Annotated in this window: 23 protein-coding genes; 21 read left to right on the top strand and 2 right to left on the bottom strand. The window is 39.2% G+C overall.

Annotated features, from left to right (window positions below):
- The first annotated feature begins 36 nt into the window (after positions 1–36).
- Genes AAV98_RS01210 through AAV98_RS01195 form a run of 4 tightly spaced genes read left to right on the top strand, consistent with a single transcriptional unit; the run spans position 37 to position 3,477 of the window.
- A complete protein-coding gene (locus tag AAV98_RS01210) occupies positions 37–867 on the top strand; it encodes an electron transfer flavoprotein subunit beta/FixA family protein (RefSeq protein WP_060663727.1) in 831 nt (276 codons plus the stop codon).
- The gene (locus AAV98_RS01205) at positions 864–1,886 is read left to right on the top strand and encodes an electron transfer flavoprotein subunit alpha/FixB family protein (RefSeq protein ID WP_060663726.1); all 1,023 of its coding nucleotides are present in this window, start codon (positions 864–866) and stop codon (positions 1,884–1,886) included. The genes AAV98_RS01210 and AAV98_RS01205 overlap by 4 nt, the downstream gene beginning before the upstream one ends.
- Positions 1,886–3,181, top strand: a complete 1,296-nt coding sequence (locus AAV98_RS01200) for an FAD-dependent oxidoreductase (protein WP_060663725.1) — start codon at positions 1,886–1,888, stop codon at positions 3,179–3,181. Before AAV98_RS01205 ends, AAV98_RS01200 begins: the two co-directional genes overlap by 1 nt.
- Entirely contained in the window at positions 3,163–3,477 is a 315-nt protein-coding gene (locus AAV98_RS01195) for a ferredoxin family protein (protein ID WP_047968712.1), read from the top strand. The genes AAV98_RS01200 and AAV98_RS01195 overlap by 19 nt, the downstream gene beginning before the upstream one ends.
- Before the next feature lie 150 nt (positions 3,478–3,627).
- Here AAV98_RS01195 and AAV98_RS01190 read toward each other — a convergent pair whose 3' ends face one another.
- Positions 3,628–3,966: a hypothetical protein gene (locus AAV98_RS01190; protein ID WP_060663724.1), complete on the bottom strand. Its 339-nt coding sequence runs from the start codon at positions 3,964–3,966 to the stop codon at positions 3,628–3,630.
- A gap of 194 nt (positions 3,967–4,160) precedes the next feature.
- On the opposite strand from AAV98_RS01190, the gene AAV98_RS01185 reads away from it, so the two are divergent.
- From AAV98_RS01185 to AAV98_RS01145, 10 genes are all read left to right on the top strand, one after another.
- A complete protein-coding gene (locus AAV98_RS01185) occupies positions 4,161–5,072 on the top strand; it encodes a DUF899 family protein (protein WP_231687669.1) in 912 nt (303 codons plus the stop codon).
- A gap of 93 nt (positions 5,073–5,165) precedes the next feature.
- Entirely contained in the window at positions 5,166–5,930 is a 765-nt protein-coding gene (locus tag AAV98_RS01180) for an exodeoxyribonuclease III (RefSeq protein WP_060663722.1), read from the top strand.
- Positions 5,931–5,952: 22 nt separating this feature from the next.
- Positions 5,953–6,813, top strand: coding sequence for a D-amino-acid transaminase (dat, locus tag AAV98_RS01175; RefSeq protein ID WP_060663721.1), 861 nt, complete (start codon positions 5,953–5,955; stop codon positions 6,811–6,813).
- A 473-nt stretch (positions 6,814–7,286) separates the two neighbouring features.
- On the top strand, positions 7,287–8,516 hold the full coding sequence (locus AAV98_RS01170; RefSeq protein ID WP_060663720.1) for an aminopeptidase: 1,230 nt from the start codon (positions 7,287–7,289) through the stop codon (positions 8,514–8,516).
- A gap of 86 nt (positions 8,517–8,602) precedes the next feature.
- Positions 8,603–8,695, top strand: a complete 93-nt coding sequence (locus tag AAV98_RS19770; protein WP_010199532.1) for a YjcZ family sporulation protein — start codon at positions 8,603–8,605, stop codon at positions 8,693–8,695.
- Positions 8,696–8,780: 85 nt separating this feature from the next.
- Positions 8,781–10,004 carry an NADH:flavin oxidoreductase/NADH oxidase family protein gene (locus AAV98_RS01165; protein WP_060663719.1) on the top strand — a complete coding sequence of 408 codons (1,224 nt, stop codon included), beginning with the start codon at positions 8,781–8,783 and terminating at the stop codon, positions 10,002–10,004.
- A gap of 127 nt (positions 10,005–10,131) precedes the next feature.
- Positions 10,132–11,301, top strand: a complete 1,170-nt coding sequence (locus AAV98_RS01160; protein WP_060663718.1) for a M20 family metallopeptidase — start codon at positions 10,132–10,134, stop codon at positions 11,299–11,301.
- Positions 11,302–11,317: 16 nt separating this feature from the next.
- Entirely contained in the window at positions 11,318–12,322 is a 1,005-nt protein-coding gene (locus tag AAV98_RS01155; RefSeq protein ID WP_060663717.1) for an LLM class flavin-dependent oxidoreductase, read from the top strand.
- A 424-nt stretch (positions 12,323–12,746) separates the two neighbouring features.
- Positions 12,747–14,726, top strand: a complete 1,980-nt coding sequence (locus AAV98_RS01150; protein WP_060663716.1) for a penicillin-binding transpeptidase domain-containing protein — start codon at positions 12,747–12,749, stop codon at positions 14,724–14,726.
- 18 nt (positions 14,727–14,744) lie between these two features.
- Positions 14,745–15,023 carry a DUF1871 family protein gene (locus AAV98_RS01145; protein ID WP_060663715.1) on the top strand — a complete coding sequence of 93 codons (279 nt, stop codon included), beginning with the start codon at positions 14,745–14,747 and terminating at the stop codon, positions 15,021–15,023.
- A gap of 51 nt (positions 15,024–15,074) precedes the next feature.
- On the opposite strand, the gene AAV98_RS01140 is transcribed toward AAV98_RS01145, so the two are convergent.
- Complete coding sequence (locus AAV98_RS01140; protein WP_060663714.1) at positions 15,075–15,605, bottom strand: YceI family protein; 531 nt, start codon at positions 15,603–15,605, stop codon at positions 15,075–15,077.
- A gap of 309 nt (positions 15,606–15,914) precedes the next feature.
- Between AAV98_RS01140 and AAV98_RS01135 the strand changes: the two genes are divergently transcribed.
- From AAV98_RS01135 to speD, 7 genes are all read left to right on the top strand, one after another.
- Complete coding sequence (locus AAV98_RS01135; protein WP_060663713.1) at positions 15,915–18,503, top strand: DEAD/DEAH box helicase; 2,589 nt, start codon at positions 15,915–15,917, stop codon at positions 18,501–18,503.
- 113 nt (positions 18,504–18,616) lie between these two features.
- The gene (locus tag AAV98_RS01130; protein WP_060663712.1) at positions 18,617–20,101 is read left to right on the top strand and encodes a hypothetical protein; all 1,485 of its coding nucleotides are present in this window, start codon (positions 18,617–18,619) and stop codon (positions 20,099–20,101) included.
- A gap of 209 nt (positions 20,102–20,310) precedes the next feature.
- Positions 20,311–22,053 (top strand): carbon starvation CstA family protein, encoded by a 1,743-nt coding sequence (locus AAV98_RS01125; RefSeq protein WP_060663711.1) that lies wholly within the window; start codon positions 20,311–20,313, stop codon positions 22,051–22,053.
- Positions 22,054–22,122: 69 nt separating this feature from the next.
- Positions 22,123–22,386, top strand: a complete 264-nt coding sequence (locus tag AAV98_RS01120) for a cory-CC-star protein (RefSeq protein WP_060663710.1) — start codon at positions 22,123–22,125, stop codon at positions 22,384–22,386.
- A gap of 11 nt (positions 22,387–22,397) precedes the next feature.
- Positions 22,398–23,351, top strand: a complete 954-nt coding sequence (locus AAV98_RS01115; protein ID WP_060663709.1) for an ArsA family ATPase — start codon at positions 22,398–22,400, stop codon at positions 23,349–23,351.
- 85 nt (positions 23,352–23,436) lie between these two features.
- Positions 23,437–24,348: a CBASS cGAMP-activated phospholipase gene (locus tag AAV98_RS01110; RefSeq protein WP_060663708.1), complete on the top strand. Its 912-nt coding sequence runs from the start codon at positions 23,437–23,439 to the stop codon at positions 24,346–24,348.
- A gap of 66 nt (positions 24,349–24,414) precedes the next feature.
- Positions 24,415–25,233, top strand: coding sequence for an adenosylmethionine decarboxylase (gene speD, locus AAV98_RS01105; RefSeq protein ID WP_060663707.1), 819 nt, complete (start codon positions 24,415–24,417; stop codon positions 25,231–25,233).
- Positions 25,234–25,353 lie beyond the last annotated feature (120 nt).

Here is a 25,353-nt window from a genome sequence, read left to right as displayed (position 1 = left end):
CAAGAAAAAATAGATGAAGGGCAGGAGGGAATAGATTTGCTTCACATTGTTGCCTGTATTAAGCAAGTACCAGATACAAAAGTAATTAAGATGAATCCAAAAACGAATACGATGGACCGTGCAAGTGCCCCGGCAATATTAAATCCTTACGATGCCCACGCGGTAGAAGAGGCCGTTCGCCTGAAAAACAAATATGGAGGAACTGTAACGGTCGTCACAATGGGACCGCCACCAGCAGTAAAAGCTATTAGGAAATGCATCGAAATTGGGGCGGACGAGGGATATATGATTTCAGACAGGGCTTTTGCAGGAGCGGACACCTTAGCAACCAGTTATGCACTGACAAAAGCGATCAATAAGATCAGGGAAATCAGACCAATCGATTTGATCATCTGCGGAAAAATGACCATTGATGGTGATACAGGACAAGTAGGGCCCGGTATTGCCCGCCGTCTTGATATACCACCATTGACTTCTGTTAATAAAGTCGTCGAAATTCATAAAGAGGATGGCTATATGGTGGTCCATCGAAAACTTGAAGATGGATATGAGGTTGTTCAAACTACATTGCCTTGTTTACTTTCGGTAGAAAAAGAGATAAATGAGGTACCCTATTCTTCTTTTCCAAACATGTTAAAGGCAGCAAGATATCAACCTGTAATTTGGTCCGTCAATGACCTGGAGGATATTGACCGGAAACAGTTAGGGTTAAAGGGGTCTCCAACCATTGTTGCAAAAGTTTGGGCGCCACCAAAACCAGAGGGTGGAAAGTTACTTGAGGGCAACTCGGACGAACAGGTGCAGCAGTTGCTTTCCGTAGTGTTGGAAAAGAAAGAGTTGTTTGCAGAAATGAGGGGATTGAAGTGAATTTTGAGGATTATAACGGGGTCTGGGTTTTCATTGAAGAAAATGAAGGGAAGATTGCACCGGTTTCCTTGGAACTGCTGGGAGCCGGACGAACACTTGCAGATAAACGTGGAGTGGAGCTTGCTGGAATCATCATTGGTGAAAATGTCACAGGACTTGCGGATACAATTTTTGAATATGGAGCAGACAAGGTTTATGTATATGATCAGCCGATCTTCCAATTGTATCGTACGGAATCTTTTATGAAAGCACTTCTTCATTGCAGTGAAAAGTACAAGCCAGAGATCATTCTTTACGGAGCCACATCAACAGGAAAAGACCTTGCTAGTGCGGTTGCGACGGATCTTCCAACCGGCTTAACTGCAGACACCACCGAACTGGATGTAGAAGAAGATACGGGATTACTTTTGGCAAGTCGCCCGGCATTCGGCGGGAATATCATGGCTACTATCCTCTGTAAAAAGTACCGTCCTCAAATGGCTACTGTCCGTCCGAAAGTGATGAAAGCGCTCCAACTTGAGAAGGGCCGTAGGGGGCAGTTAATTGCAGAGAAAATTGATATAAAAGAAGAAGATATGCGGACAAAAGTATTAAAGATTGTCAGGGAGACCACCAAAAAGGTAAGAATCGATGAAGCAGATATAGTCGTCGCAGGTGGAAAAGGTCTAGGAAGTGAAAAAGGATTTGAACTTGTTCATCAACTTGCTAAGACTCTAGGAGGAGTGGTTGGTGCAAGCCGTGATGTAGTCGAAGCCGGCTGGGTTGAGCACCATCATCAGGTCGGGCAGACAGGGGTAACGGTAACACCAAAGATTTATTTTGCAATTGGTATCTCTGGGGCAATCCAGCATATTGTGGGAATGAAGAATGCAGGATTGATTATCGCCATTAATAAAGATCCGGATGCGGCTATTTTCAATTCCTGCCATTATGGGATTGTCGGAGATGCATTTGAAATTGTCCCGCTGCTAGTAAAGGAATTCCATAAGGCTTTACATGGAGAGGAGGTAGAGGTTTAATGCCTGAAAAGTTTGATTGTATTGTGGTTGGGGCTGGTCCTGCGGGTATTTCATGTGCATATGAACTTGCTAAGGGCGGTGCGAATGTTCTCTTGTTGGAAAGAGGAGAATATCCTGGATCCAAAAATGTAATGGGCGGAGTGTTATACAGAAAGATGATGGAGGATATTATACCTGATTTTCATAAAGAGGCCCCGCTTGAAAGGCCCATTGTTGAGCAGCGTTTTATGATGATGGACAAGGAATCCGCCGTTACATTCGGCTATAAAGGCCTGGAGTGGGCACAAGAACCTTATAATAATTTCACCGTCCTAAGGGCGAAGTTTGATCAATGGTTTGCAGGAAAAGCCGTGGAGCAGGGGGCATTACTTGTCAATGAAACAGTCGTTCTTGAATGCATTGTGGAAAATGGGAAAGTGGTGGGGGTAAGGACAGATAGGCCTGACGGTGAAGTTTATGCAGATGTAGTGGTCCTTGCAGATGGCGTGAATTCCTTACTGGGTAAATCGCTCGGTTTTCACAAGGAATACCGTCCAGATGAAGTGGCCCTTGCCACAATGGAGATCATTAAGTTGGATAGTAAGGTGATTGAGGACCGTTTTAACCTCGAAAAAAACCAGGGCTGTACCATTGAGCTTTTCGGAGATGCCACGAAAGGAATTCTCGGAACAGGATTCCTATATACAAATAAAGATACTCTAAGTATCGGGGTCGGAACACTTCTATCCGGATTAATCGAGCATAAAATAAGACCATATGAGCTATTGGAATATGTGAAGTCACATCCAATGGTCCGACCGTATCTTGCAGGAGGGGAACCTGTTGAATACCTGGCGCATCTAATTCCAGAAGGTGGCTTGAAATCAATGGGGCGAATTGTTGCTGACGGGGTATTGGTAGTAGGGGACGCGGCACAGCTCGTGAATGCCATCCATCGAGAGGGATCGAACCTTGCCATGACCTCAGGAAGGTTAGCGGCATCCACTATTCTAGAAGCTATGTCAGTGGGGGATTTTTCCGAACGAACATTAGATCAATACAGGGTCAACCTCATGAAGAGCTTTGTTGGTCAGGATATGAAAAAATACAAGGATTCCACCCACCACTTTAATAAATTTCCGCAATACTTCGATCAGTACATCCCAATGGTCAATCGTGCAGCCAGCCAGATGTTTACCGTTGATGGTAAGTCCAAGTGGGAGAAACAGAAAAAGATTTGGAAAGATCTCGGATCACCAAAAGAGAAACTCAAATTAGCCCGAGATGCATACCGGGCATGGAAGGTGATGAAGTAATGAGTGAACAGAAAAAGGGTCAGTCTATCGAAGAAAAACAATACCTGGTTCGCTTTAATGCTGACACCAAATCTCATTTGACGGTCATGGATGAAGATATTTGTTTAACAAAATGTCCTGATAAAATCTGTACCATCTTTTGTCCAGCAGAGATCTATAAATGGGAAAATATTAGGATGCATGTAGGTTACGAGGGTTGTCATGAGTGTGGAAGCTGCCGAATTGGTTGTCCCCATCAAAATATTAAATGGGAGTATCCAAAAGGCGGTCATGGAATTGTGTTCCGTTTAGCTTAGGGGTCTATCGCTTTTGCGGTGGGCTTTTTTTAATTGTGAAGGGAAGAGGATTTGTAGGAAAAAGGTATCTAGAGGCATCATATGTATAATCTTTCACAAACACCTGCAAAAAGAAAAACATAGTGTTTTTCTTTTTTTACACTTTTTTCCTTAACCAGCGATTGTATAAAGCTGACCGTCACTAGCAATACGCTCCACTTCTGACGTGTAATCAATAGCCTCATCAATGGATAAGAAGAAGGAAGAAACATATAGGGGATGTTTATAGTCAAAACCTCCACCTATTTCTGCAGGGAACACAACTACTTGCCAATGGTAATAATCATCTCCCGTCCCCATTGCTCTGCCTTCGAGGGCAATTAACCAGTGGCTGTAATTATCACAACACTCAAAGTCCGTCACTTTTTCTAAAAAAATCACAAGGTCATTCTTATTAATTGGAACCAAAGACTTTGGGTAAAATTCTCCGTAATTTGGCGCTTCTCTCATAAACATCTCTCCTTTACATGAAATGTAGGGAAGTAGTAGTTGTATTATTATATGATGGTGCACTTGAAATATTTTGCGTTTTTAGAAAATTTAATTTTATTTCACTTCAAAGATTGTATAATAGTTAGATAGAATTCTATCAAGAGTGAAACGTCCCAATTGAAAAGAATAGTCATTATAGAAATGGAGTGATCGTGTTGAACCAAACGGAGATGTTAACAGAAATTCAACAGCTCGAGCAGGAAATCCTTGAAAAGAAAAAGCAGTTGGCAGAATTAAAACGCAACATAGTAAAAGAGAAAGTCGATCATTATGTCTTCTCATCTTTTCAAAATGGTAGGGTAAGCTTGGCAGAGTTGTTTGAAGATAAAACTGAATTATTTGTGGTTCACAATATGGGGAAAAGCTGTTCCTATTGCACGATGTGGGCAGATGGGTTTAATAGTGTATACCATCATATCCGCAGGAAGGCAGCGTTTGTTGTATCAACCCCAGATGCAACAGAAATCCAAGAGAATTTCGCAGCAGAGAGAAGTTGGGTTTTTCCAGTTGTATCCACTAAAGACACTACTTTTAAAGAAGACATGGGATTTGTGGTGAATGGTGGCTATTATCCTGGCGTTACCGTTTTTACAAAAGATGATAAGGGAGATATTTACCGTCATGCAAGCGCGTTTTTCGGACCAGGAGATGATTTTTGTTCGGTTTGGCCATTATTCGATCTACTTCCTTCTGGATATGAAGATTATAAACCAAGTAAGAAAATCAATGACCGTTCCTCTTACCAGTTGACAAATAACATCGCAATACAAGTGAAAGATTATGAGAATGCTATTGATTTTTATCACCAAATCCTTGGGATGAAACCAGAAAAAAGTACAGAGTCTGAAACACTATTTACTATGAATGGCACAAATTTATATGTAGAGAATCATAACAAGGGTTGTGATCCATCCGTATTTTTCGAATTCGCTGTTGAAAACATGGAAGATGCTAAGAAGGTCCTACTTTCAAATAACTGCATCATTACGAAGGAGTTTAGCGAGAAGAGTGTGATGGTAAGTGATCCTTACGGATTAAAATTCCATCTATTTCAAGTGGAATGACTAAGTTGGAATCGCTTTTCTTTTTGAGAAGCGGTTCTTTTTGATATACTGGGCTAAATATAGTAATAGTTTAGAAGGGAATAACATGCACCTATGAAATTAGTATCTTGGAATGTGAATGGAATCAGAGCTTGTGTTAAAAAAGGATTTATGGATTACTTTAATGAGATGGATGCGGACATTTTCTGTATTCAAGAAACGAAACTTCAAGAGGGGCAAATCAACTTAGATATGCCAGGGTATTATCAATATTGGAACTATGCAATCAAAAAAGGATATTCAGGCACAGCTGTTTTTTCTAAAATGAAACCACTGCAAGTACGCTATGGATTGGATTTGGAAAAGGCCGAAGTGTGCGAACCGGAAGGAAGGGTTCTTACACTTGAATATGAGGATTATTTCTTAGTGAATGTGTACACCCCAAACTCTCAACGAGATTTGGCCAGACTTCCATTCCGATTAGATTGGGAAGACCGCTTCTTGGCTTACATAAAAATGTTAGATCAAGAGAAGGCCGTTATTTTATGCGGGGACCTGAACGTAGCACACACGGAAAATGACTTAAAAAATCCTAAATCTAACCGCAACAATTCTGGCTTTACGGAAGAAGAAAGAGGAAAAATGACGAGATTTTTAGGAGAAGGATTTACGGATACATTCCGCCATTTTTATCCTGACCAAAAAGACAAATACACATGGTGGTCGTATATGAATAAGGTTCGCGAAAGAAATATCGGCTGGCGCATTGATTATTTCATCGTTTCCGATCGGTTAAAGGATTCTTTAAAGGACGCTGAAATACACTCTGAAATTTTTGGGAGTGACCATTGCCCTGTAGTGCTTGAATGGAATAAATAACCTATCTGGAGGTCCTGAAAAAATGAAAGTATTGCTGAATGATAAGATTATGGATAGAAATGAAGCAAAAGTGGATATTGAAGACAGAGGGTACCAGTTTGGTGATGGGGTGTATGAGGTTGTCAACATATATGATGGCGTTCCTTTTACATTAAAAGAGCATATTGCAAGGTTGTATAGAAGTGCTAGGGAAATTGGCATCCATCTAAACGAACGACCAGAACAACTGTGTAATAGGTTGCTTGAGCTTATTAAAGCTAATAACACGGAAAAGGGCGGACTCTACCTGCAAATTTCAAGAGGTGTTTCTAACAGGTCACACCATTATGATCAATCATTAACTCCCCAACTTGTTGCATATCCACTTTCTTATAAAAGCGTAGAAGATGCTCAGACATATGGAGTGGAAGCCATTACTTCAGAAGACTTGCGTTGGCTTCGATGCGACATAAAAAGCCTAAACTTGCTCTATAATATTATGGTCAAGCAGAAAGCAAACGAGGCGGGGGCATTTGAAACCATTCTTATTAGAGACGGAATGGTAACAGAAGGTTCATCTTCTAATATTTTTATCGTCAAAAATGGTATTCTCCTGACACATCCAGCTAATAACTTGATTTTGAACGGGATTACGAGAACAAAGCTATTAGAAATTATGGATGCGAATGGGTGGGATTATAAAATTCAACCATTCGAAAAAGAGGAACTGATGAAGGCAGATGAAGTATTCCTTACATCGACAACAAGTGAAGTCATGCCAATTATCAAAATTGACGGAGTCACGTTTTCAGAGGCAATGCCAGGACCTTACACCCGAAAATTCCAAAGAGCCTTCCGTGAAACAGTTCAATCCGATACAAAAACGACCTCAGAAAAAGCATAGAGTCCACTCTCTATGCTTTCAGTGTGTAGACAAAGCTAAAAATAATGAAATTCTGTAGTTGATCGCCGTGTAAAGTGCGAAGACTCCTGAGGGAGATAGCGCTAGGAGGGGACCCTAAAGTCCTGCGAGGCCACTGAAAAACTGATAACGTAAAGTTTTTATGATTCCTAGCTGGTGATTGGAGCAAAAGGCTCCAGCAGTGCCCCTAGCAAATCGAAGCCATTTGAGGAAATCAACAGCGATGCATAAAAAAATTCAAAAATTAATGACATTTTCAGTGGCCTCAGTCCTGCAGTGGAGTCTCACGTACCGTCCACGGTAAGCGCAGCACCTGAAACGGTGACTACCAGTGAATGTAACCTTTAGGCAGGACCAACTATGGTTACTGCCTTTTTTCCTCTAGAGAACTAGACAAATCAATGGGAACATGATATTTTTTGGGAACATAGGAAAAATCTTAGGGGGTATACATAATGAGTAATCTATACACAACTATGGAAAAATACGCTGAACTTGCCGTCAAAGTTGGAGTGAATGTTCAAAAAGGCCAAACACTAATTGTAAACGCTGACATTGCAACAGCACCTTTTGTTAGGCTTGTAACGAAAAAAGCATATGAAGCAGGAGCAAAACTCGTTCAAATTGAATGGACCGATGAGCAAGTGACAAGAATACGCTACGATAAAGCACCGGATGAATCATTTGAATATTTCCCTAGTTGGAGAGCGGAAATGCTAGAGAAAGCGTACGAAGAAGGAGCTGCAATGCTTGCAATTACTTCCGTGAATCCAGATTTGTTAAGAGGGGTAGATGCTTCAAAAATTGCAAACTTACAAAAAGCAGCAGGTGAAGCAAGCAAAGGCTATCGTAAAATGGTTATGGCAGATAAAATTAGTTGGTCTATTGTTGCTGTTCCCTCTAAAGGCTGGGCTGCTAAAGTTTTCCCGGAATTATCTGAGCAAGAGCAAGAAGATAAATTATGGGAAGCGATTTTCCATGCAACAAGAGCAAATCTTGAGGATCCAGTCCAAGCATGGATGGACCACAAGGAAAAACTTAGTGAGAAAGTGGATTTCCTTAACAACAAGAAATTTAAATCCCTTCATTATAAAGCCGAAGGAACAGACTTGACAATTGAATTAGCTGAAAAGCATGTGTGGATCGGACCGGAAAGCATTAACGAAAATGGGGTTGCTTTTATAGCCAACATGCCAACCGAGGAAGTCTTTACCACTCCACTTAAAACAGGAGTCAACGGTACCGTAAGTAGTTCCAAGCCATTGAACTACGGTGGAAACATGATTGATAAATTTTCCATCACTTTTGAGAAGGGAAGAATTGTCTCTTTTGAAGCGGAAGAAGGCTATGAAACACTACAAAAGTTGATTGATACGGATGAAGGGTCACACTTTTTAGGGGAAGTAGCACTTGTGCCACATGACTCTCCAATCTCCAACACAAATCTTATCTTCTATAACACGTTATTTGATGAAAATGCATCGCATCATTTGGCGATTGGAAACGCGTATTCATTCGCACTTGAAGGTGGCAAAATGATGTCAGAAGAAGAGCTTGAAGCAGCTGGGGCGAATTCAAGCATTACCCATGTTGATTTCATGATTGGATCAAGTGACATGGATATTGATGGAATTACAAAAGATGGAGAAAGGGTTCCATTATTCCGTCAAGGAAATTGGGCTTAATTCACTGAAAAAACATTCCTTAGCCTATACGTTGGACGTGTATCATGCATAAATTGTATTGTAGTCTACGTGAAGGAGGGAATTGTATGTCAGGTGGAAATTATGGTGGAGGCTTTGCGCTGATTGTAGTGCTTTTCATTATTTTGATTATCGCGGGTGCGGGTGCGTTAAGATACTAATTTAACAAATAGAGTGAATGGTTGGAGTGTTTTTCCAACCATTTTTTCATATCCATATTAGGACAAGCATAGGGGAGGAAAAAGAATGGCACAGTTACATGACAAATTGTTGCTGCCAAATGGGATTGAAATAAAAAACAGATTCTTTAAGGCCGCGATGAGCGAAGGGATGGCAGACGAACACAATAGACCCACACAAAAACTAGTTCGTCTCTATGAAACTTGGGCAGAAAGTGAAGCAGGCATTGTTGTGACAGGCAATGTCATGGTCGACAAACGTGCACTTGGTGAACCCAGGAACGTAGTAGTGGAAAATGAAAAGGATCTAAATTTATTGAAGAGTTGGGCAAAGGCAGGAACAAAGAATGGGACTCACCTATGGATGCAAATTAACCATCCAGGCAAACAGGTGTTTAAAGGAATAGTGAAAGAAGCAGTAGCCCCATCCAAAGTCGAGTTTGATCTAAAGCTCCAACGTTACTTCCCTGTTGCGAGAGAATTGCAAGAAGAAGAAATAATTAATATCATTCAACGATTTGCCAACACAGCCAAAATTGCCAAGAAAGCAGGATTTACAGGAATTCAACTCCATGGTGCCCATGGTTATCTTATTAGTCAATTTTTATCACCGAGACACAATAAAAGGAATGACAAATGGGGAGGTTCACTTGAAAACCGTATGAGATTTCTCTTGGAGATCTATAAAAGGGTTCGAGAAGAAGTTGGTGCCTCGTTCCCTATTGGTGTTAAGCTTAATTCTGCAGACTTTATGAAAGCAGGATTTACAGAAGAAGAAGCCTTAAAGGTAATAAAAGAATTGGATAGCTTGGGAATAGACTTGATAGAAATCTCTGGGGGGTCCTATGAAAGCCCACAAATGACAGGGCTGAATGTAAAAGAGAGCACCAAAAGAAGGGAAGCGTATTTTCTTGAATTTGCAGCAGAAGCTAGGAAAGTATCAAAAGCCCCCCTTGTAGTAACAGGAGGATTCAGAACGTTAAGCGGAATGAAGGATGCAGTCCTTGAAGGAGCAACATCTATGGTGGGATTAGCTCGTCCGATGGCCGTCTATCCTTACCTTCCTAAAGAGCTTCTACAAGGGAAAAGGGAATCTATCGAACTAGTACCTAGAAAGACAGGCATTAAATTAGTGGATCAAACAGCTATGCTTGAATTGACTTGGTATAGTAATCAATTAGAGAGAATCGGAAAGGGCAAGGAACCAAAACCAGAACTTTCCCCAAAGGTGGCTCTACTGCAGACGCTATGGAAAAACGGTTTAGATGTTTTTCAAATGAGAAGAGTATAAGGAAGAGGGAGCTTCTATTATATGGAGAGCTCCCTTTCCTTTTAGGAGGCAAATAATTATTATTTGAAGAAACTTCATGTTACTATATTTCCATTCACTAAATAAATTGTCCAAAGGGGATTAATTAATGAAACAGATCATAACAGATTTCCTTGAATCGCATAAAAATGATTTTTTTGAGATTAGTACATATATAGGTCAAAACCCTGAACTAGGACATGAGGAGTACAAATCATCAAAAGCTCTTACAGATAAACTCTCTGAACATGACTTTGAAGTTGAACTGGGCACTTGTGGGTTGGCCACTGCATTTGAGGCTGTATTTGACAGTGGGAAACCTGGTCCAACCATCGGATTTATGTGTGAATATGACGCACTACCTGAGATCGGGCATGCTTGTGGTCATAATTTAATAGGGACGATGGGGATAGCAGCCGGCATTGCCACAAGTAAAGTGTTAGAAGAAACGGGAGGCAAAGTTATTGTATATGGGACTCCTGCCGAAGAAACCAAAGGCGGCAAGGTGACAATGGCTGAGCAAGGTGTATTTGATAAACTGGATGTTGCCATGATGGTCCATCCGCTGCATTCCTATGTGAAAAGCGGTTCCTCGCTTGCGATGGATGCTATCCAATTTGAATTCTTCGGGAAACCTGCTCATGCAGCGGCAAATCCTGAAAAAGGAATTAATGCACTAGATGCTGTGATTCATACATTTAACGGTATTAATGCACTAAGACAACATGTTACTAGTGATACACGAATTCATGGCATCATCCCTGAAGGCGGAAAAGCTGCAAACGTGGTGCCAGATTATGCTGTTGCGCAATTTTACATTCGTGCCAAAACACGCAGTTATGTGAATGAATTGGTAGAAAAAGTGAAATCTATAGCAGAAGGCGCAGCGATGATGACCGGTGCAACAATGAAGATGTCCAACTATGAATTATCCTACGATAACATGGTTACAAATGAAACACTGTCCGATGTCTTTACCAATCAGCTGATATCGCTTGGAGTGCCATCTGAAGAGATTATAGAAAATAGGGACGGATCTGGTTCATTGGATATGGGAAATGTAAGTTTAGTAGTTCCGTCTATCCATCCTTACATTAAAATTTGTAATGAATTATATAGTTGTCATACCACTGAATTTCGTGATGCGGCATTGAGTGATCAGGGAAAAGAGGCAATGATCCTTGGAGCTAAAGCAATGGCATCGACCGCTCACGAACTTTTAACCAAACAAGAGCTGTTAACTAAAGTAAAAGAAGAGTTCGAGAAGGCTCCAAAATAAGAAAGGAAGATTTAGAATGACCGTTAGAAATAACCAGGTACCATTATCTGTCTTGGATCTGGCTCCAATTGTAGAAGGAAGTACTGCTCAAACATCTTTTCAAAATAGTGTGGAACTTGCAAAGCATGTGGAAAGGCTAGGATTTACCCGCTATTGGCTTGCCGAGCACCATAACATGAGAGGAATTGCAAGCTCCGCTACTTCTGTAGTAATCGGCCATATAGCCGGTGCAACAAAGACGATAAGGGTCGGGTCCGGAGGCATTATGCTACCAAATCATGCCCCACTTGTCATTGCAGAACAGTTTGGAACATTAGAATCCTTATATCCTGGGAGAATTGACCTTGGCCTCGGCCGGGCACCAGGAAGTGACCAACTGACTGCGGCGGCACTTAGACGGGAACGTCGAACAGGAGGAGAGGATTTCCCTAACCAGTTAGCGGAATTACGTTCTTATTTTCACCCTGATGGAACCACAAGAGTAAAAGCGGTTCCCGGAGAAGGATTGGATGTTCCAATTTGGTTGCTCGGCTCAAGCGGATTCAGCGCAAAGCTTTCTGCAGAACAAGGACTGCCATTTGCATTTGCCAGTCATTTTTCACCAGACTATACGCTGCCTGCACTTCAAATCTATCGCAGTTCCTTTAAACCATCTGAGCATTTGGACAAGCCGTATGCCATAATTGGCGTGAACGTAATTGCTGCAGAAAGTGATGAGGAAGCGGAGTATTTAGCGACCTCCATTCAGCAACAATTCCTTAATCTGATCCGTGGAAATCCAGGCCAACTGAAACCACCAGTGGAAGATATGGACTCCCTTTGGAGTGAGTACGAGAAACATGTGGTTGCACAACAGTTGAAATATACCGTTACAGGGAATGCAGAAACAGTTAGGAAAAAGCTTTCCGCAATACTTGAAGAAACACAAGCAGACGAACTCATTGTGAATACTCATGTATATGATCAGCAGGCAAGGTTGAAATCTTATCAGATTTTGGCAGATGCCTGGTTTGGACAATAAAAGACAGATATTTATATTTTGACCTCTACTTTTTTGAGTAGGGGTTTTTGTTTTATTAGGAACAAGTAGTTATTGAGATTCGTCTAATTATTGTTAGCTTTGATCATCTAGATTTAGGCATGAAGACAATCATGAGAAGATTTCTAAGTTGAGATTGTCATCATAAGGTGGATGAAGACAATTTTGAGTAAATTTTTAAGTTGAGATTGTTATCATAGGTTGGATGAAGACAATTTCAAGCAGTTTTTTTGTTTGCTATTGGTATCATAGCGAGAAGTCTACATGAAGAATTAACAACAAGACGTAACTCTTAAAAAGGTATGGGGGCTGGCTATTCCAAGAAACAATAGAATCATTTTCCTTTTATCAAATTGGAAATTCATGTATCCTTAAACTAAACGGACAAGAGAGGGTGGGGGCTTCAATGAAAAAGATAGTTTTTATGATAGTCATGTTGATGATACTAGCCGGGTGTCAAAAAGAACCCGTCAATCCTTATGATGTATTAAACGACTATATAACAACATGGGAGGAACAAGATTTCTCTAACATGTATGAAGAATATCTCCAATTGGAATCAAAAGAAAACGTACCACTGCAACTTTTTGAAGAAAAGCATAAAGAAGTCTATGACCTATTTGAAATGGAAAATTTAAAAATAGAAGTGTTGGATCAAGAAGTTGAGTGGGAAGAACAAGAAACCGTCACTATTCCAGGTAAGATCACATATGACACATTTGCTAGAAAAATAGATTACGAAGTGAATTTTGTCATGGATAAAGTGCTAGATGAAGAAGAAAACGAACAGTGGTATATTCAGTGGCAACCAAGTTTTATTTTTCCAGAATATGATTTGACAGATGAATTTGAGATCGAGTACACCAAAGCAACTCGGGGTGAGATCTTAGACAGCAAGGGGAACAAGCTTGCTGCTAATGAGGAAGTGATGAATCTGCAAATTGTTCCAGGTGAGTTTAATGCAGAAAGAGATTTAACAAAACTTGCTGAGATGATTGATATGTCAGAAGAAGAAATAACAAGTCTTTATACGTTAAGCTGGGCCCAGCCTCATTATGCCATGCCTATCAAAGATTTCCGAGAAGACGAGAGGGATTTGGTGTTACAAGTAATTGAAATCGAAGGAGTTACAAATGGAAGGTCGATAGAACGTGTTTATCCATTTGCAGAGGCAACAGCTCATTTAGTAGGCTATATAGCTGAGGCTACTGCACAGGATTTAAAAGACTTTGAGGGATACGCGCAGGGTGATAGATTAGGTGTTACCGGGATTGAAGGATTATACGAAAAGGAATTAAAAGGCAATAAAGGCTTGGAAGTAACCCAAGTAAAAGAAGACGGCACAGAAAAAACAATTGCAAGAACAGAGCCAGAACGTGGTAAAGACATTACATTGACTATAGATGCGAACATGCAACAGAAGTTGTATGATGTCATGAAAGATGATGCAGGTCAAGCAGCTACCATTGACCCTAGTACCGGAAAGGTATTAAGTCTTGTGAGTACCCCGGCATATGACCCAAACACTTTTACTATGGGAACTTCACTGAGCAAGGAAAAAAGGCTGGATGAATTAAAGGAAGCGGGGATCATGGCTAGTGAAAATCGCTTCCGTGCTACGTATTCCCCAGGCTCCACCATGAAACTCCTTACTTCAATAATCGGTTTGGAAAGCGGCAAACTTGATCCGAACCACCAATATGACATCCCTGACAAGCAATGGGATATCGGGGGCAGCAAAGTAACCAGAGTGTATGTAGATGATACACAAGTCGACTTAAGAAGTGGTTTGAACAACTCAGACAATATATACTTCGCAAAAGCTGCAATAGATATTGGAAAAAAGGATTTTGAGGAAGGGTTAGCGAAATTAGGAATTGGAGAAGAACTTCCTTTTGCGTATCCTCCAGTAAGCGATTCTCAAATTTCGAACACGGGATCTTTCGACAATGAAGTCCTATTGGCCCATACCGCTTATGGACAAGGCGAAATCTTATTGAACATCGTACACCTGGCAAGCATTTATGGAGGGGTGGTAAATGACGGGTCAATGATGAAGCCATTGCTGCTGGAAAAAGAAACTTCTGAAGTATGGAAGAATATTGTGTCGCCTGAAAACGCTAAACTTCTTCAAGACAATCTTAGAAAGACGGTTACGGAAGGAAAGTCCAATGTGGCAAATGTACCTGGACGTGAGATTGCAGGGAAGACAGGTACTGCTGAGATTAACAAAAAAGAAAGATTAGAAAACGGATTATGGGTTTCTTACGATCAAAAGAATCCGACATTTTTGACAGCTATGTTGATTGAGAATGTGATTGACAGAGGTGGAAGCAGATACACAATAGAATTGACGAACAAATTTTATGAGGCTCTTTCAAACTAACTAGGGCAGGTGTTATAGATGGAAAGTTTTATTGGTGTGTCTAAGATAAAAAAACAAGAAATCGTCAGCGAGATTATCAATGAATGGGATCCGATGGACCTTCTTGCAATGGGTGCGGAGGAAAGTAGGTACCGAAATCAAATTGATAAAATTGTAGATGCGCTAGATGGAGTTGATTCAGTAGACGAATTAGCAAGGTATATTAAACAGTTTATGGACGCTTCTTTTTCCACTGATTTCCCCTCTATAACATGCTTGCAAGTAGCGGTTTTAATTTGGGAAGAATTTAAAAAATAATCCAAAAAGGGAAATTGCGTATGTCTTTTCGCAATTCCCTTTTTATCTTATTTATCCTTTAGCAGCTTGTAATTGTAATGCTATCTTAATTTGATCCCCAACAAGTACACCACCGGCTTCAAGCGGAGCATTCCATGTCAAGCCATAGTCACTTCGCTTGATTTTTCCTTCTACTGCAAAACCTGCTTTTTCATTTCCCCAAGGATCTTGCCCAGTTCCTTCGAATAGTACGGAGAATGTTTCAGATTTTGTCGTACCACGCAGAGTAAGATCTCCTGTTACGTTGTATTCGTTTTCGTCTGTTTTTTCAATAGTTGTAGCTTTAAAAATCATTTTTGGATAATTATCAACATCGAAGAAATCTCCAGAGCGAAGGTGAGCATCACGGTCGCTACTGCGCGTATCAATACTTGCTACATCTACAACAAACTCAATATCAGCAGTTGTTAAATCTGTAGGATCTGCAACGATTGTTGCATCATACTGATGAAATCCCCCTTTTACTGTAGCGAACATCATGTGCTTCACTGAAAAGTCCACTGTGCTGTGGGATTTGTCAACATTCCAAACTGTTTTAGTCATAATAATATTCCTCCCAGTTTCTCATTTAGTAATATATCTTTAATTCGAGATTTATAACTTCAAGATAAATTATATGCGCGGTATGTTAATGTGTCAACATTTTTTTTCCTATTATTTACTCTGTTTTAAAAAAATGAGATACAACTCGTGACATGGGAATGTTCTTATGATATGTTGCAGGAAACATAAGATTTATGTTTAAATTCATTGAATTATCAAAAGATAAAAAAGACCAAATCACTAGAGCTTTTAGACATGTATTAAGTCAAACATCTAAAGTCTCTAAACATTCATAAAGGAGACTTCACTATGGACAAATTGACCTTGATTCATTCTACTTCCTTGGATCTAACAAAATACAAGATAGAAGAAGATATACAACAGTATTTTGAAACGAAAGAAGACCTTCCGACTTTTGAAGAGTATATGGAAGACCGCAGGCATTACGTGGAACAAATTTGGTACAATGTATGGCTTAACAAGGTAACGAATGACGTTGCAAGAAAAGATAAAAAACACATCTTGAATGCACGAGGGTTTGAAACAGAAGGTGTTGATAAAAAAATCATCAATCAACTGTTTAAAAATGAAATGCGGGAATATGAACCTTTTCTGGCAGTGAAGTGGTTACAGAATTCCACGTATACGAACCCGTCAGTTTGGGAAGAAAAATACATCCAAGCCTGTAAAGATTTCCAAAAAAGAATGGAAGAAAAACGTTTGCAACATCAAATGGATGCTGTTACAGATAAGGTTGATCAAGCTGCTCATAAAATAGTGGAAAAAAATCAAGCGAACTTTTTCTTATATGTCAGACACTTTGTAGCCAAGATAGTAAAAGCGGACTTAATGAACAATCCGAAGTTTGAGGAAACTGATTCATACAGAAGGGAAGATGTGTTAAAAGAGGCTGGACCTATGGATGCATCTGATTATCACACTTTGAAGGACTTTTTCATTGAGCTGACAGGTGCTGTCCATCAAAGTTTTGATTATTATGAGGAATATTTAGAATATGAAACGTATTATTTTTTCTATGAAAAAAGGATTACGGATTATCTGTTTGGCTTTTTGCCTGGTCTCATAATGAATGAACTTCCTACCGAAATTTCAGCAGAATACAAAGCCGTTACGTCAGAAGAATTTACTGTATCTAAGCTTCGAAAACTGCTTGCAAACTCTTTTTACTTGTTGGTCAACAACTATATGGAAAAATTACAAGAGGAATTTATTACAGATCTGCTTGAGCTTGCAGAGAAACCTTTTGACTTAGAAGTTCATGAGGAATATTTACAACGAGATATCCATGATCGCAAACGTAAAGAAGAGGAAATATTGGAAGAAATCCGCCGTAAACAAGAAGAAGAGGAGAGGATGCTAGAAGATATTTTTGGAAGGGAATATATTCCTTCTAGTGGCAGAAGCACACGGTATGTTGTACATATTGGGGAAACAAACACAGGTAAGACTTTTCAAGCCTTAAAGAGAATGAAAGAAGCAAAAAGCGGGTTATATCTTGCACCATTACGGTTATTGGCGTTGGAAGTCTACGATACATTAAATTCAGATGGAATACCATGCTCATTAAAAACAGGGGAAGAAGAGAAGTTGTCTCTAGGTGCCGCTCATTTCTCTAGTACTGTAGAAATGTTCTATGAAAAAGATCATTACGAAGTAATTGTAATTGATGAGGCACAAATGATTGCAGATAAAGACCGGGGTTTCTCTTGGTACAAAGCCATTACGAAGGCTAATGCGGATGAAGTGCATATTGTCGGAAGTTTTAGTATGAAGGAGATGGTATTGCAACTACTCGGAAATGCGAATATTGAAATTTTCGAATATACAAGGGACACTCCTCTTCAAGTGGAAGACACGCCATTTACTCTAAGGGATACAAAAAAAGGGGATGCCCTTGTATGTTTTTCCCGCAAACGGGTTCTAGAGACGGCATCGATTCTTCAGAACAATGGTCATCAAGTGAGCATGATATATGGAAGCATGCCTCCTGAAACGAGAAAGAAGCAGATGCAGCGTTTTATAGATGGTGAGACAACGGTAATCGTTGCTACAGATGCTATCGGGATGGGCTTGAATTTACCGATTAGAAGAGTGGTTTTTTTGCAAAATGAAAAGTTTGATGGAACGCGACGTAGACGTCTAACCTCACAAGAAGTAAAACAAATTGCAGGTCGAGCTGGACGTAAAGGAATGTATAATGTCGGAAAGGTTGCTTTTACAGGAGACATTAAAGCAATGGAAAAGCTTTTAGGCAGCAAAGATCGTCAGGTACACACATTTGCGATTGCCCCTACAAGTTCTATTTTGGAGCGATTTCAAAAGTATTCAAACAAGCTGAGTGACTTTTTTGAGCTGTGGGAAAAGTTCGAAAGTCCTGCAGGTACAGAGAAGGCGTCCCTTAGCGAGGAACAAATTTTGTACGAAACAATCGAGGACACCATGATAGAAGCTAGACTGACGGTTAATGATTTGTATGGCTTTTTACATTTACCGTTTTCTACAAAAGAGCAGACTCTAATAAACCAATGGAAGCAGACCATGGTGGCGATTGTAACCAGGGAAGAACTGCCGGAACCTTTTATGAATAAGGATAGCCTGGAGAATGTGGAATTATCATATAAGTCAATCGGTCTTCACTTGTTGTTTTTGTATAGATTGGATAGAAGAACGGAAGCAACCTATTGGGAAAGAATAAGAGAATCATTTAGTGATGAAGTGCATGAGCGATTACAAACAGATGTAAAAATGCGGACGAAGCAGTGCAGCAAATGTGGGAAGAAGTTGGATCCTGATTTCAAATATGCCGTATGTGATGCTTGTCATTTTTCTAAATTGAGGAAAAAGCACAAGAACTTTACTATAAAGCGTCCATTTTAGACAATAATTGTATATTTAAAGAAAGGTGCAGCTAGCACCTCTTTTTTTTGAATGTTTTATAAAAACAGTAATACAGTATACAAAGGAGCAACTGAAGGAGAGGTGTGTTCATCGTGTCTACTTGGATTCTACGTGGTGAGTCAAAGAATCTGCATTCAAACACCATTACTTATCTTTTAGATATGTATGAACAAATACTGATAAATGAAATGAAGCAAGGGGACAAAGTATTCTATTGTGATCATTCTGATTTTATTTGCATTTGCAAAGTAAATTCAATTACCATGTACAGTCAAATTACCATAACATTAGATGTAATAGAGCAAGGAGAACCATTGCCATTAAAATTTGTAAGTAAGCTTTGGGGTTTAAAAAATCTGGATATATTTAAAATAGAGGACATAAAGGTTCTGCCACTCCAAAAAGAAGAGGATGAATTATTAAATTCATATTGGAAAGTACCAGGATCCGTTGAGGGTTTGGTGAAATATGATTATTTGGATATATATTTGTTTTTGTACAGTAGAGTTGCAGAGGTTTGGATAAAAGACATAGAAAACCAAAAATCAAAATATCAGTTCTTCCATGCTTTTAGAAAAGAAGAATATATATCGATAATGAACTGGGAAGATTTCCAAGAATTTAGAGAGCAATCTTCTTTTCAACCGACTCTGCCGGTGGATAGCTTCTTTACTGAACAAAAAGCACCGATTGAACGCTATAGACAATATTTTATCGATCTTCTTTTTGGTGATGAAAGTATTGATAAACGATTAGACAGCTTTTACAAAGACCCTGTACGAAAATTAATTGGTTTTGGTCATAAAGAGATAGGTGAGTTAATTCATTATCTTTTCCCAAACTTCTTTTGCAGTTTTACCAATAAAGAGATAATCGCGATAGAAAGATTGTTTAAAGAAGCATCTTCTTTGAAGAATACATATACCATTGGCTCTAAAATTTACCATTATCAAAAATTAATCAACGAAAGTTACTTATTAAATAAGTATTTAACTATTGTAGGTAGGAAGACAGAATTGCCGATATATTATGAGATTAACTGTTTTTTGCAATATGTTTATGATACACACTCTGAAAGTGAATATAGTGAAAGTGATAATAAAGAAGGATATATCGAGAAGGAAAAAAGAAAGTATTGGATATACTCTATGCAAACTGAAGTTGATACCGGTTCTTTTTTCCAAGAAGGAATGCTTACTTTTAATCATGGAAAGCTAGGGAATATAAAGAACTATGCCTCTCGAAAAGAAATATGGAATAGTTACAGGCAGATTTATCGAGCAAAAAAAGTACCTTATTTAGAGACTTCTGCTTTGTATCAATTTTGTCATGAAATGGAAGAGGACGATTATGTTTTTGTTAAGAATAATAAAGAGCAAATTATTGGATTGGGAAGGGTTTGCAGCCCTTACATGTTTCCGAAATTTCCTAACTCACCGTCTTTTAGAAAAATTGAATGGATTCGAACTGGTACCTGGACTGTAAGCGGAATGCTATTTTCAAAAAAGCATCTTGTAAACATTACAGCCAATCACCTCTCTTTGTCCTATCTGCTGGATGTTATCCTGGAAAGGTAATAAAGCACCTCACTGATCTCAACGTGAGGTGCTTCTTTAGTGCTTTCGACATTGAGTTCATATTGAACAACATGCTACTTTTGCCCTAGTTTATGACCAGATAATAGAAGGAACGTGTATTTAGTACGAATTTTCAGAAATCTATATTGACAACGCTTTCACTCATTAGTAATCTTTTCTTGTATACATAGAAAGAGGGAGGAATTAGGGTGAATTCAGTTTGGCTGGCAATCATCGGTTTTGTTGTATTTGCACTAGGTTATCGTTATTATTCCAAATTCATCGCAGAAAAAATTTATCGCCTGGATCCTGAATATGTAACACCTGCCCATAAGTATAATGATGGGGTGGATTTTGTACCAACAAAGAAGGTGGTCCTTTGGGGACATCACTTTTCTTCAGTGGCGGGGGCTTCACCTATTTTAGGTCCGGCAATCGCACTTTATTGGGGATGGGGACCTGCTTTCCTGTGGGTTATTCTTGGTACTGTTTTTGCAGCTGGTGTTCATGATTTCGGTACACTTGTGCTTTCTGTCCGAAATAAAGGACAGTCTATTGGCACTCTAACAGACCGATTAATCGGAAAACGGGCAAAAATGCTCTTTTTATTTATCATTTTAATCTTAGTTCTCATGGTAAATGCCGTGTTTGCTTGGGTTATCTCAAACTTGTTCATAAAGTTCCCAGCTGCAGTAATTCCCATCTTTATTGAGATCCCGATTGCGATTTGGATTGGTTATGCAGTTTACAAAAGAAAGGCAAACATGTTGGTTCCCTCTTTAATTGCACTTGCTGTCATGTATGGTTCAGCAGTTTTGACAAGCAAGGTTCAGTTCCTCCAGATTGACTTGGTCCGTTATTTTGGCGGTGCCGATAACACGGTAATTTTCGGATTAGATGGAATGTCCATGTCATTTTTCATATGGATCATGATTCTATTAATTTATTGTTATTTTGCATCAACTTTACCTGTATGGAAATTACTGCAGCCACGTGACTATATCAATTCTCATCAATTAGTTGTTGGCTTATTCATGCTTTACGCGGGCTTATTAGTACTCAGACCAAAACTTACTGCCCCGATGACAAATGAAGTAAGTGATGTTTCTTGGTTCCCATTGTTATTTATCACCATTGCCTGTGGGGCCATTTCTGGATTCCATGGACTAGTTGCTTCGGGTACTACTTCTAAACAACTGGACAAAGAAACAGACGCACGTTTTGTTGGTTATTTGGGATCGGTAGGAGAAGGGATTCTTGCTTTGATCTCCATTATTGCGGTTGCGACTTTGTTTGCAAATGCTGGTGATTTTAGGGCAGCTTACGCCGACTTTGGTGCAGCAAGCCTAGGGGGAATGTCCAATTTTATTAACGGGGCAGCCCAACTAGCTACAGGTATTGCCATTCCTGCGGATATTGCAAGAACCATTGTAACCGTGATTGTTGTGAGTTTTGCTGCAACTAGCTTGGATACGTCCTTACGTCTGATGAGATACATCATTTCAGAGATCGGTAGTGAATATAACTTTAAACCTCTAACAAATATGCATGTCGCAACTTCTGTTGCCGTGGTGTCGAGTGCTGCATTAGTATTGATTCCAAAAGGTCCGAATGGATTTGGTTCAGGAGGTTACTTACTCTGGCCGCTGTTTGGCACAAGTAATCAGCTTTTGGCAGGAGTGAGTTTACTGCTAATATCAGTTTGGTTAAAGAAGCAGGGTAGAAACTTCTTCTATACTTTTGTACCGATGATTTTCATATTCACTATGACTCTCTATGCTATGTTTGTACAAGTCGTCTTTCAATGGTCAGGACTCGGAGAAACAGATGCGAACATGTTACTTTTTATTTTAGGTGGAATTATTTTCGTGTTTGCATTTTGGATTATTTTAGAGGCATTCAGAGTATTCTTTCAAACGGACAAGTCTCCTCCAATAGATCCGTCCATGTAACATTTAGTGAGAGGATGAGGCTTGTTGTTCATCCTCTTCTAACATAAAAAGAAAGGGGTTTCTTTAATAATGGATATTCTGGAAAAATTAAAGAAAGTTATCACTATTTATGATGAAATCCTTCAACAGCCCCACCGAACTGAGATTGCAAGAGAGTTGAGGGAAGAAGAGGATTTGTTTACTTTATTATGTTTTTCCGAAATGCTCGGTCTCCCTAATCCTGCATTTTACTATACGTTGGAGCTATATCCATTTGTCATTGAGAGGTTTCATGATTGGCACCTGCGAATGGGGATGGAGAAATCACCACTAAATGGAATACGCTGTTGTTAGGAGGTAGAAGAATGAGCAAGCTTTTTAACTGCAAAATTATGTTTATTGGTGGCAAAGGGGGAGTTGGAAAATCGACCACAGCTTCTGCTATTGCACACCTATTATCGGAAGAAGGCAAAAAGGTTTTATTAGTATCAACGGATCCAGCCCACAATATTGGAGACATCTTTCATGTAAAGCCGAAAGATAAGCAATTGTCGATCGACACATACCTGCATCTCTTGGAAATTAACCCTCAATCTGAATCAAAGCGATACATTGAGGAGGTAAAATCTAATCTAAAGGGATTAGTAAAGGCAACCATGGTGGAAGAGGTACATAGGCAAATTGATCTAGCAAGCGCATCGCCAGGGGCTGATGAAGCGGCACTATTTGATAAAATTACTTCCTTAGTGCTGGAAGAATACACTTCTTTCGACCATATCATATTTGACACTGCTCCAACCGGCCACACCATTCGGCTTTTAACATTACCTGAATTGATGAATGTCTGGATAAGCGGCTTGTTGGAAAAGAGAAAAAAGGTTCAGCAAAACTATAGCCAGTTATTAAACGATGGAGAGCCGGTGGAAGACCCCATATTTGAAAAATTACAGTCTAGAAAGCAAAAGTTTGTAAAAGTACGGGATATTCTCCTTGATCAGAAGAAGACGGGTTATGCATTTGTCCTTAATGCCGAACGGCTTCCTATACTAGAAACAAAAAAAGCGATAGATATGTTAGAAAAGCAAAACATGGACGTTTCCACTGTTTTTGTTAATAAGGTCATCCCAGATCATGCAGATGGTGTCTTTATGAAAAATCGCAGAGATAATGAAAGACCATATATACAGCAGATTCATGAAATTTTTCATAAGCAAGAAATAATTAAAACGCCACTTTTTGAACATGATATTTCTAATATTGGGCATTTAAGGAAATATGCAGATACTCTAACAAACAACTTTACAAGGAAGAACTCTTAAGAAAGGAACAAATTCCTCCATTTCTTAGGAGTTTTTTCTTGGTTGTAGGAAAGCCTAAAAAGAAATGAGTACGGGAGATAAGGAAATGAAAATGTTGTGTTTAGATGGGGGAGGGATTCGGGGAGTATTTGCCGTTTCTATTCTTCAGGAGATGGAGAAAGACTTCAATCAACCAATAGCTGATCTGATAGACCTTGTTGCGGGAACAAGTACTGGTTCTATTATCGCCTCTTCCGTTGCCATCAAAAAGCCAATGAAAGAAGTATTATCAGGATATAAAAAATACGGAAAACAAATATTTACTCGTCAAGCAAAGGTAGGCCTTTTTAAAAGCATCTATAGTGACCGTCAGCTTAGACAGTTTATCATGCAAGCGTTTGGGAATAGAAAATTAAAGGATATAACAAGTCCATTGTTAATACCTGCTGTTGATTTAACACATGGTCGGCCTTTTGTGCATCGATCCAATTATGGAAACAAAGCAGCAAAGGATTTGACCATTCACTTATGGGATGCAGTGCTTTCCTCTTGTTCTGCACCAGTTTATTTCCCTCCAAACAATATTGGCAACGACTATCTTTCCATTGATGGAGGTCTGTGGGCAAACAATCCGTCTCTGGTTTGTATTACAGAAGGATTGGAATATTTTAAACTGAAAATGAAAGACATTGAAATTCTTTCTATCGGGACTGGACTTCAAAAAATCGACTTTACCATTCAAAAGGATAAATATTGGGGGGTAAAACAGTGGCTGCCCTTTCAATTCCCTTCTATGAAAGTAACGCCAAAATTATTAGATCTTGCTTTACAATTATCCTCTGAATCTGTGTCCTATCAATGCAGGCATCTATTAGGGAGCAATTACATCCGTCTTAATAAAGAACTGGGAGAGGAAGTACCATTCGATGATGTAACCTATATGGAAGAGCTGATTCAACTAGGGCAATCGGTTTATAGCGAACAGAAAAAAGTGATAAGCGAATTCTTATCTGGCTGATTTGTTTTTTTCCATTGCAGAAGGGGTACTATAACTGTAGAAAATAATTAAAGGGGGAATGTTGATTTGTCTTCGGAAAAAAGAATTACGCTGCATGAGTTTAATAACCTAACAAAATCCCTGAGTTTTAATATGTATGATATTTGTTATACCAAGACAAAAGAGGAAAGAGAATCTTATATTGATTATATTGACGAACAATATAATGCCGATCGATTAACAAAGATTTTAAAGAACGTCGCCGACTTAATTGGTGCACATGTGTTGAATGTCGCAAAACAAGATTATGTTCCACAAGGAGCAAGTGTAACGGTACTCGTTTCTGAAGGACCTGTAGTGGAAGTCCCAACAGAGTCATATGAAGAGTCTCCAGGACCTCTTCCAGATTCGGTGGTATGCCAGCTTGATAAAAGCCATATCACAGTACATACCTACCCCGAATATCATCCAGTGGAAGGAATTAGCACATTTAGGGCGGATATTGATGTATCTACTTGTGGAGAGATTTCACCGTTGAAAGCTTTAAACTATCTCATCCACTCTTTTGAAACAGATATTATGACCATGGATTACCGAGTTCGCGGCTTTACAAGAGATATTAATGGGAACAAGCTGTTTATTGACCATGATATCAATTCGATTCAAAACTACATACCAAATGATGTGAAAAGTCTTTATGATATGATTGATGTAAATATCTATCAAGAAAACATTTTTCACACAAAATGTCGTCTTAAAGAGTTTGATTTAAACAATTATTTGTTCGGATACTCTAAAGACAAACTGTCAGATGAAGAGCGATATGATATTACAAACAAGCTTACAAATGAAATGGATGAAATATTCTATGGCAAAAACATTAATTTTGGACACAAGGAAGATTGAATATTGAGTTTCAACTCAAGAGAAGCAATGGGTCTATTGACTTATTGCTTTTTTTATTGGAATGAAAATCCCTATAAAAGAATAACACCTATTAATAGGATAAAAAGGGGCGATTCTTTC

Origin of the sequence: Bacillus sp. CHD6a, assembly GCF_001293645.1 — a bacterium.
GTDB lineage: Bacteria > Bacillota > Bacilli > Bacillales > Bacillaceae_I > Sutcliffiella_A.
The sequence above is the reverse complement of the archived record's forward strand: the minus strand, read 5'-3'. Positions and strand labels throughout refer to the sequence as shown.

What these genes read in the sequence shown, in the direction of transcription:
- AAV98_RS01140 (WP_060663714.1), bottom strand. Translation starts at nt 15,605, where the DNA reads ATGACTAAAACAGTTTGGAATGTTGACAAATCCCACAGCACAGTGGAC.
- AAV98_RS01200 (WP_060663725.1), top strand. Translation starts at nt 1,886, where the DNA reads ATGCCTGAAAAGTTTGATTGTATTGTGGTTGGGGCTGGTCCTGCGGGT.
- AAV98_RS01170 (WP_060663720.1), top strand. Translation starts at nt 7,287, where the DNA reads ATGAGTAATCTATACACAACTATGGAAAAATACGCTGAACTTGCCGTC.
- AAV98_RS01180 (WP_060663722.1), top strand. Translation starts at nt 5,166, where the DNA reads ATGAAATTAGTATCTTGGAATGTGAATGGAATCAGAGCTTGTGTTAAA.
- AAV98_RS01115 (WP_060663709.1), top strand. Translation starts at nt 22,398, where the DNA reads ATGAGCAAGCTTTTTAACTGCAAAATTATGTTTATTGGTGGCAAAGGG.
- AAV98_RS01150 (WP_060663716.1), top strand. Translation starts at nt 12,747, where the DNA reads ATGAAAAAGATAGTTTTTATGATAGTCATGTTGATGATACTAGCCGGG.
- AAV98_RS01155 (WP_060663717.1), top strand. Translation starts at nt 11,318, where the DNA reads ATGACCGTTAGAAATAACCAGGTACCATTATCTGTCTTGGATCTGGCT.
- AAV98_RS01190 (WP_060663724.1), bottom strand. Translation starts at nt 3,966, where the DNA reads ATGAGAGAAGCGCCAAATTACGGAGAATTTTACCCAAAGTCTTTGGTT.
- AAV98_RS01165 (WP_060663719.1), top strand. Translation starts at nt 8,781, where the DNA reads ATGGCACAGTTACATGACAAATTGTTGCTGCCAAATGGGATTGAAATA.
- AAV98_RS01110 (WP_060663708.1), top strand. Translation starts at nt 23,437, where the DNA reads ATGAAAATGTTGTGTTTAGATGGGGGAGGGATTCGGGGAGTATTTGCC.
- AAV98_RS01120 (WP_060663710.1), top strand. Translation starts at nt 22,123, where the DNA reads ATGGATATTCTGGAAAAATTAAAGAAAGTTATCACTATTTATGATGAA.
- AAV98_RS01160 (WP_060663718.1), top strand. Translation starts at nt 10,132, where the DNA reads ATGAAACAGATCATAACAGATTTCCTTGAATCGCATAAAAATGATTTT.
- AAV98_RS01195 (WP_047968712.1), top strand. Translation starts at nt 3,163, where the DNA reads ATGGAAGGTGATGAAGTAATGAGTGAACAGAAAAAGGGTCAGTCTATC.
- AAV98_RS01145 (WP_060663715.1), top strand. Translation starts at nt 14,745, where the DNA reads ATGGAAAGTTTTATTGGTGTGTCTAAGATAAAAAAACAAGAAATCGTC.
- AAV98_RS19770 (WP_010199532.1), top strand. Translation starts at nt 8,603, where the DNA reads ATGTCAGGTGGAAATTATGGTGGAGGCTTTGCGCTGATTGTAGTGCTT.
- AAV98_RS01135 (WP_060663713.1), top strand. Translation starts at nt 15,915, where the DNA reads ATGGACAAATTGACCTTGATTCATTCTACTTCCTTGGATCTAACAAAA.
- dat (WP_060663721.1), top strand. Translation starts at nt 5,953, where the DNA reads ATGAAAGTATTGCTGAATGATAAGATTATGGATAGAAATGAAGCAAAA.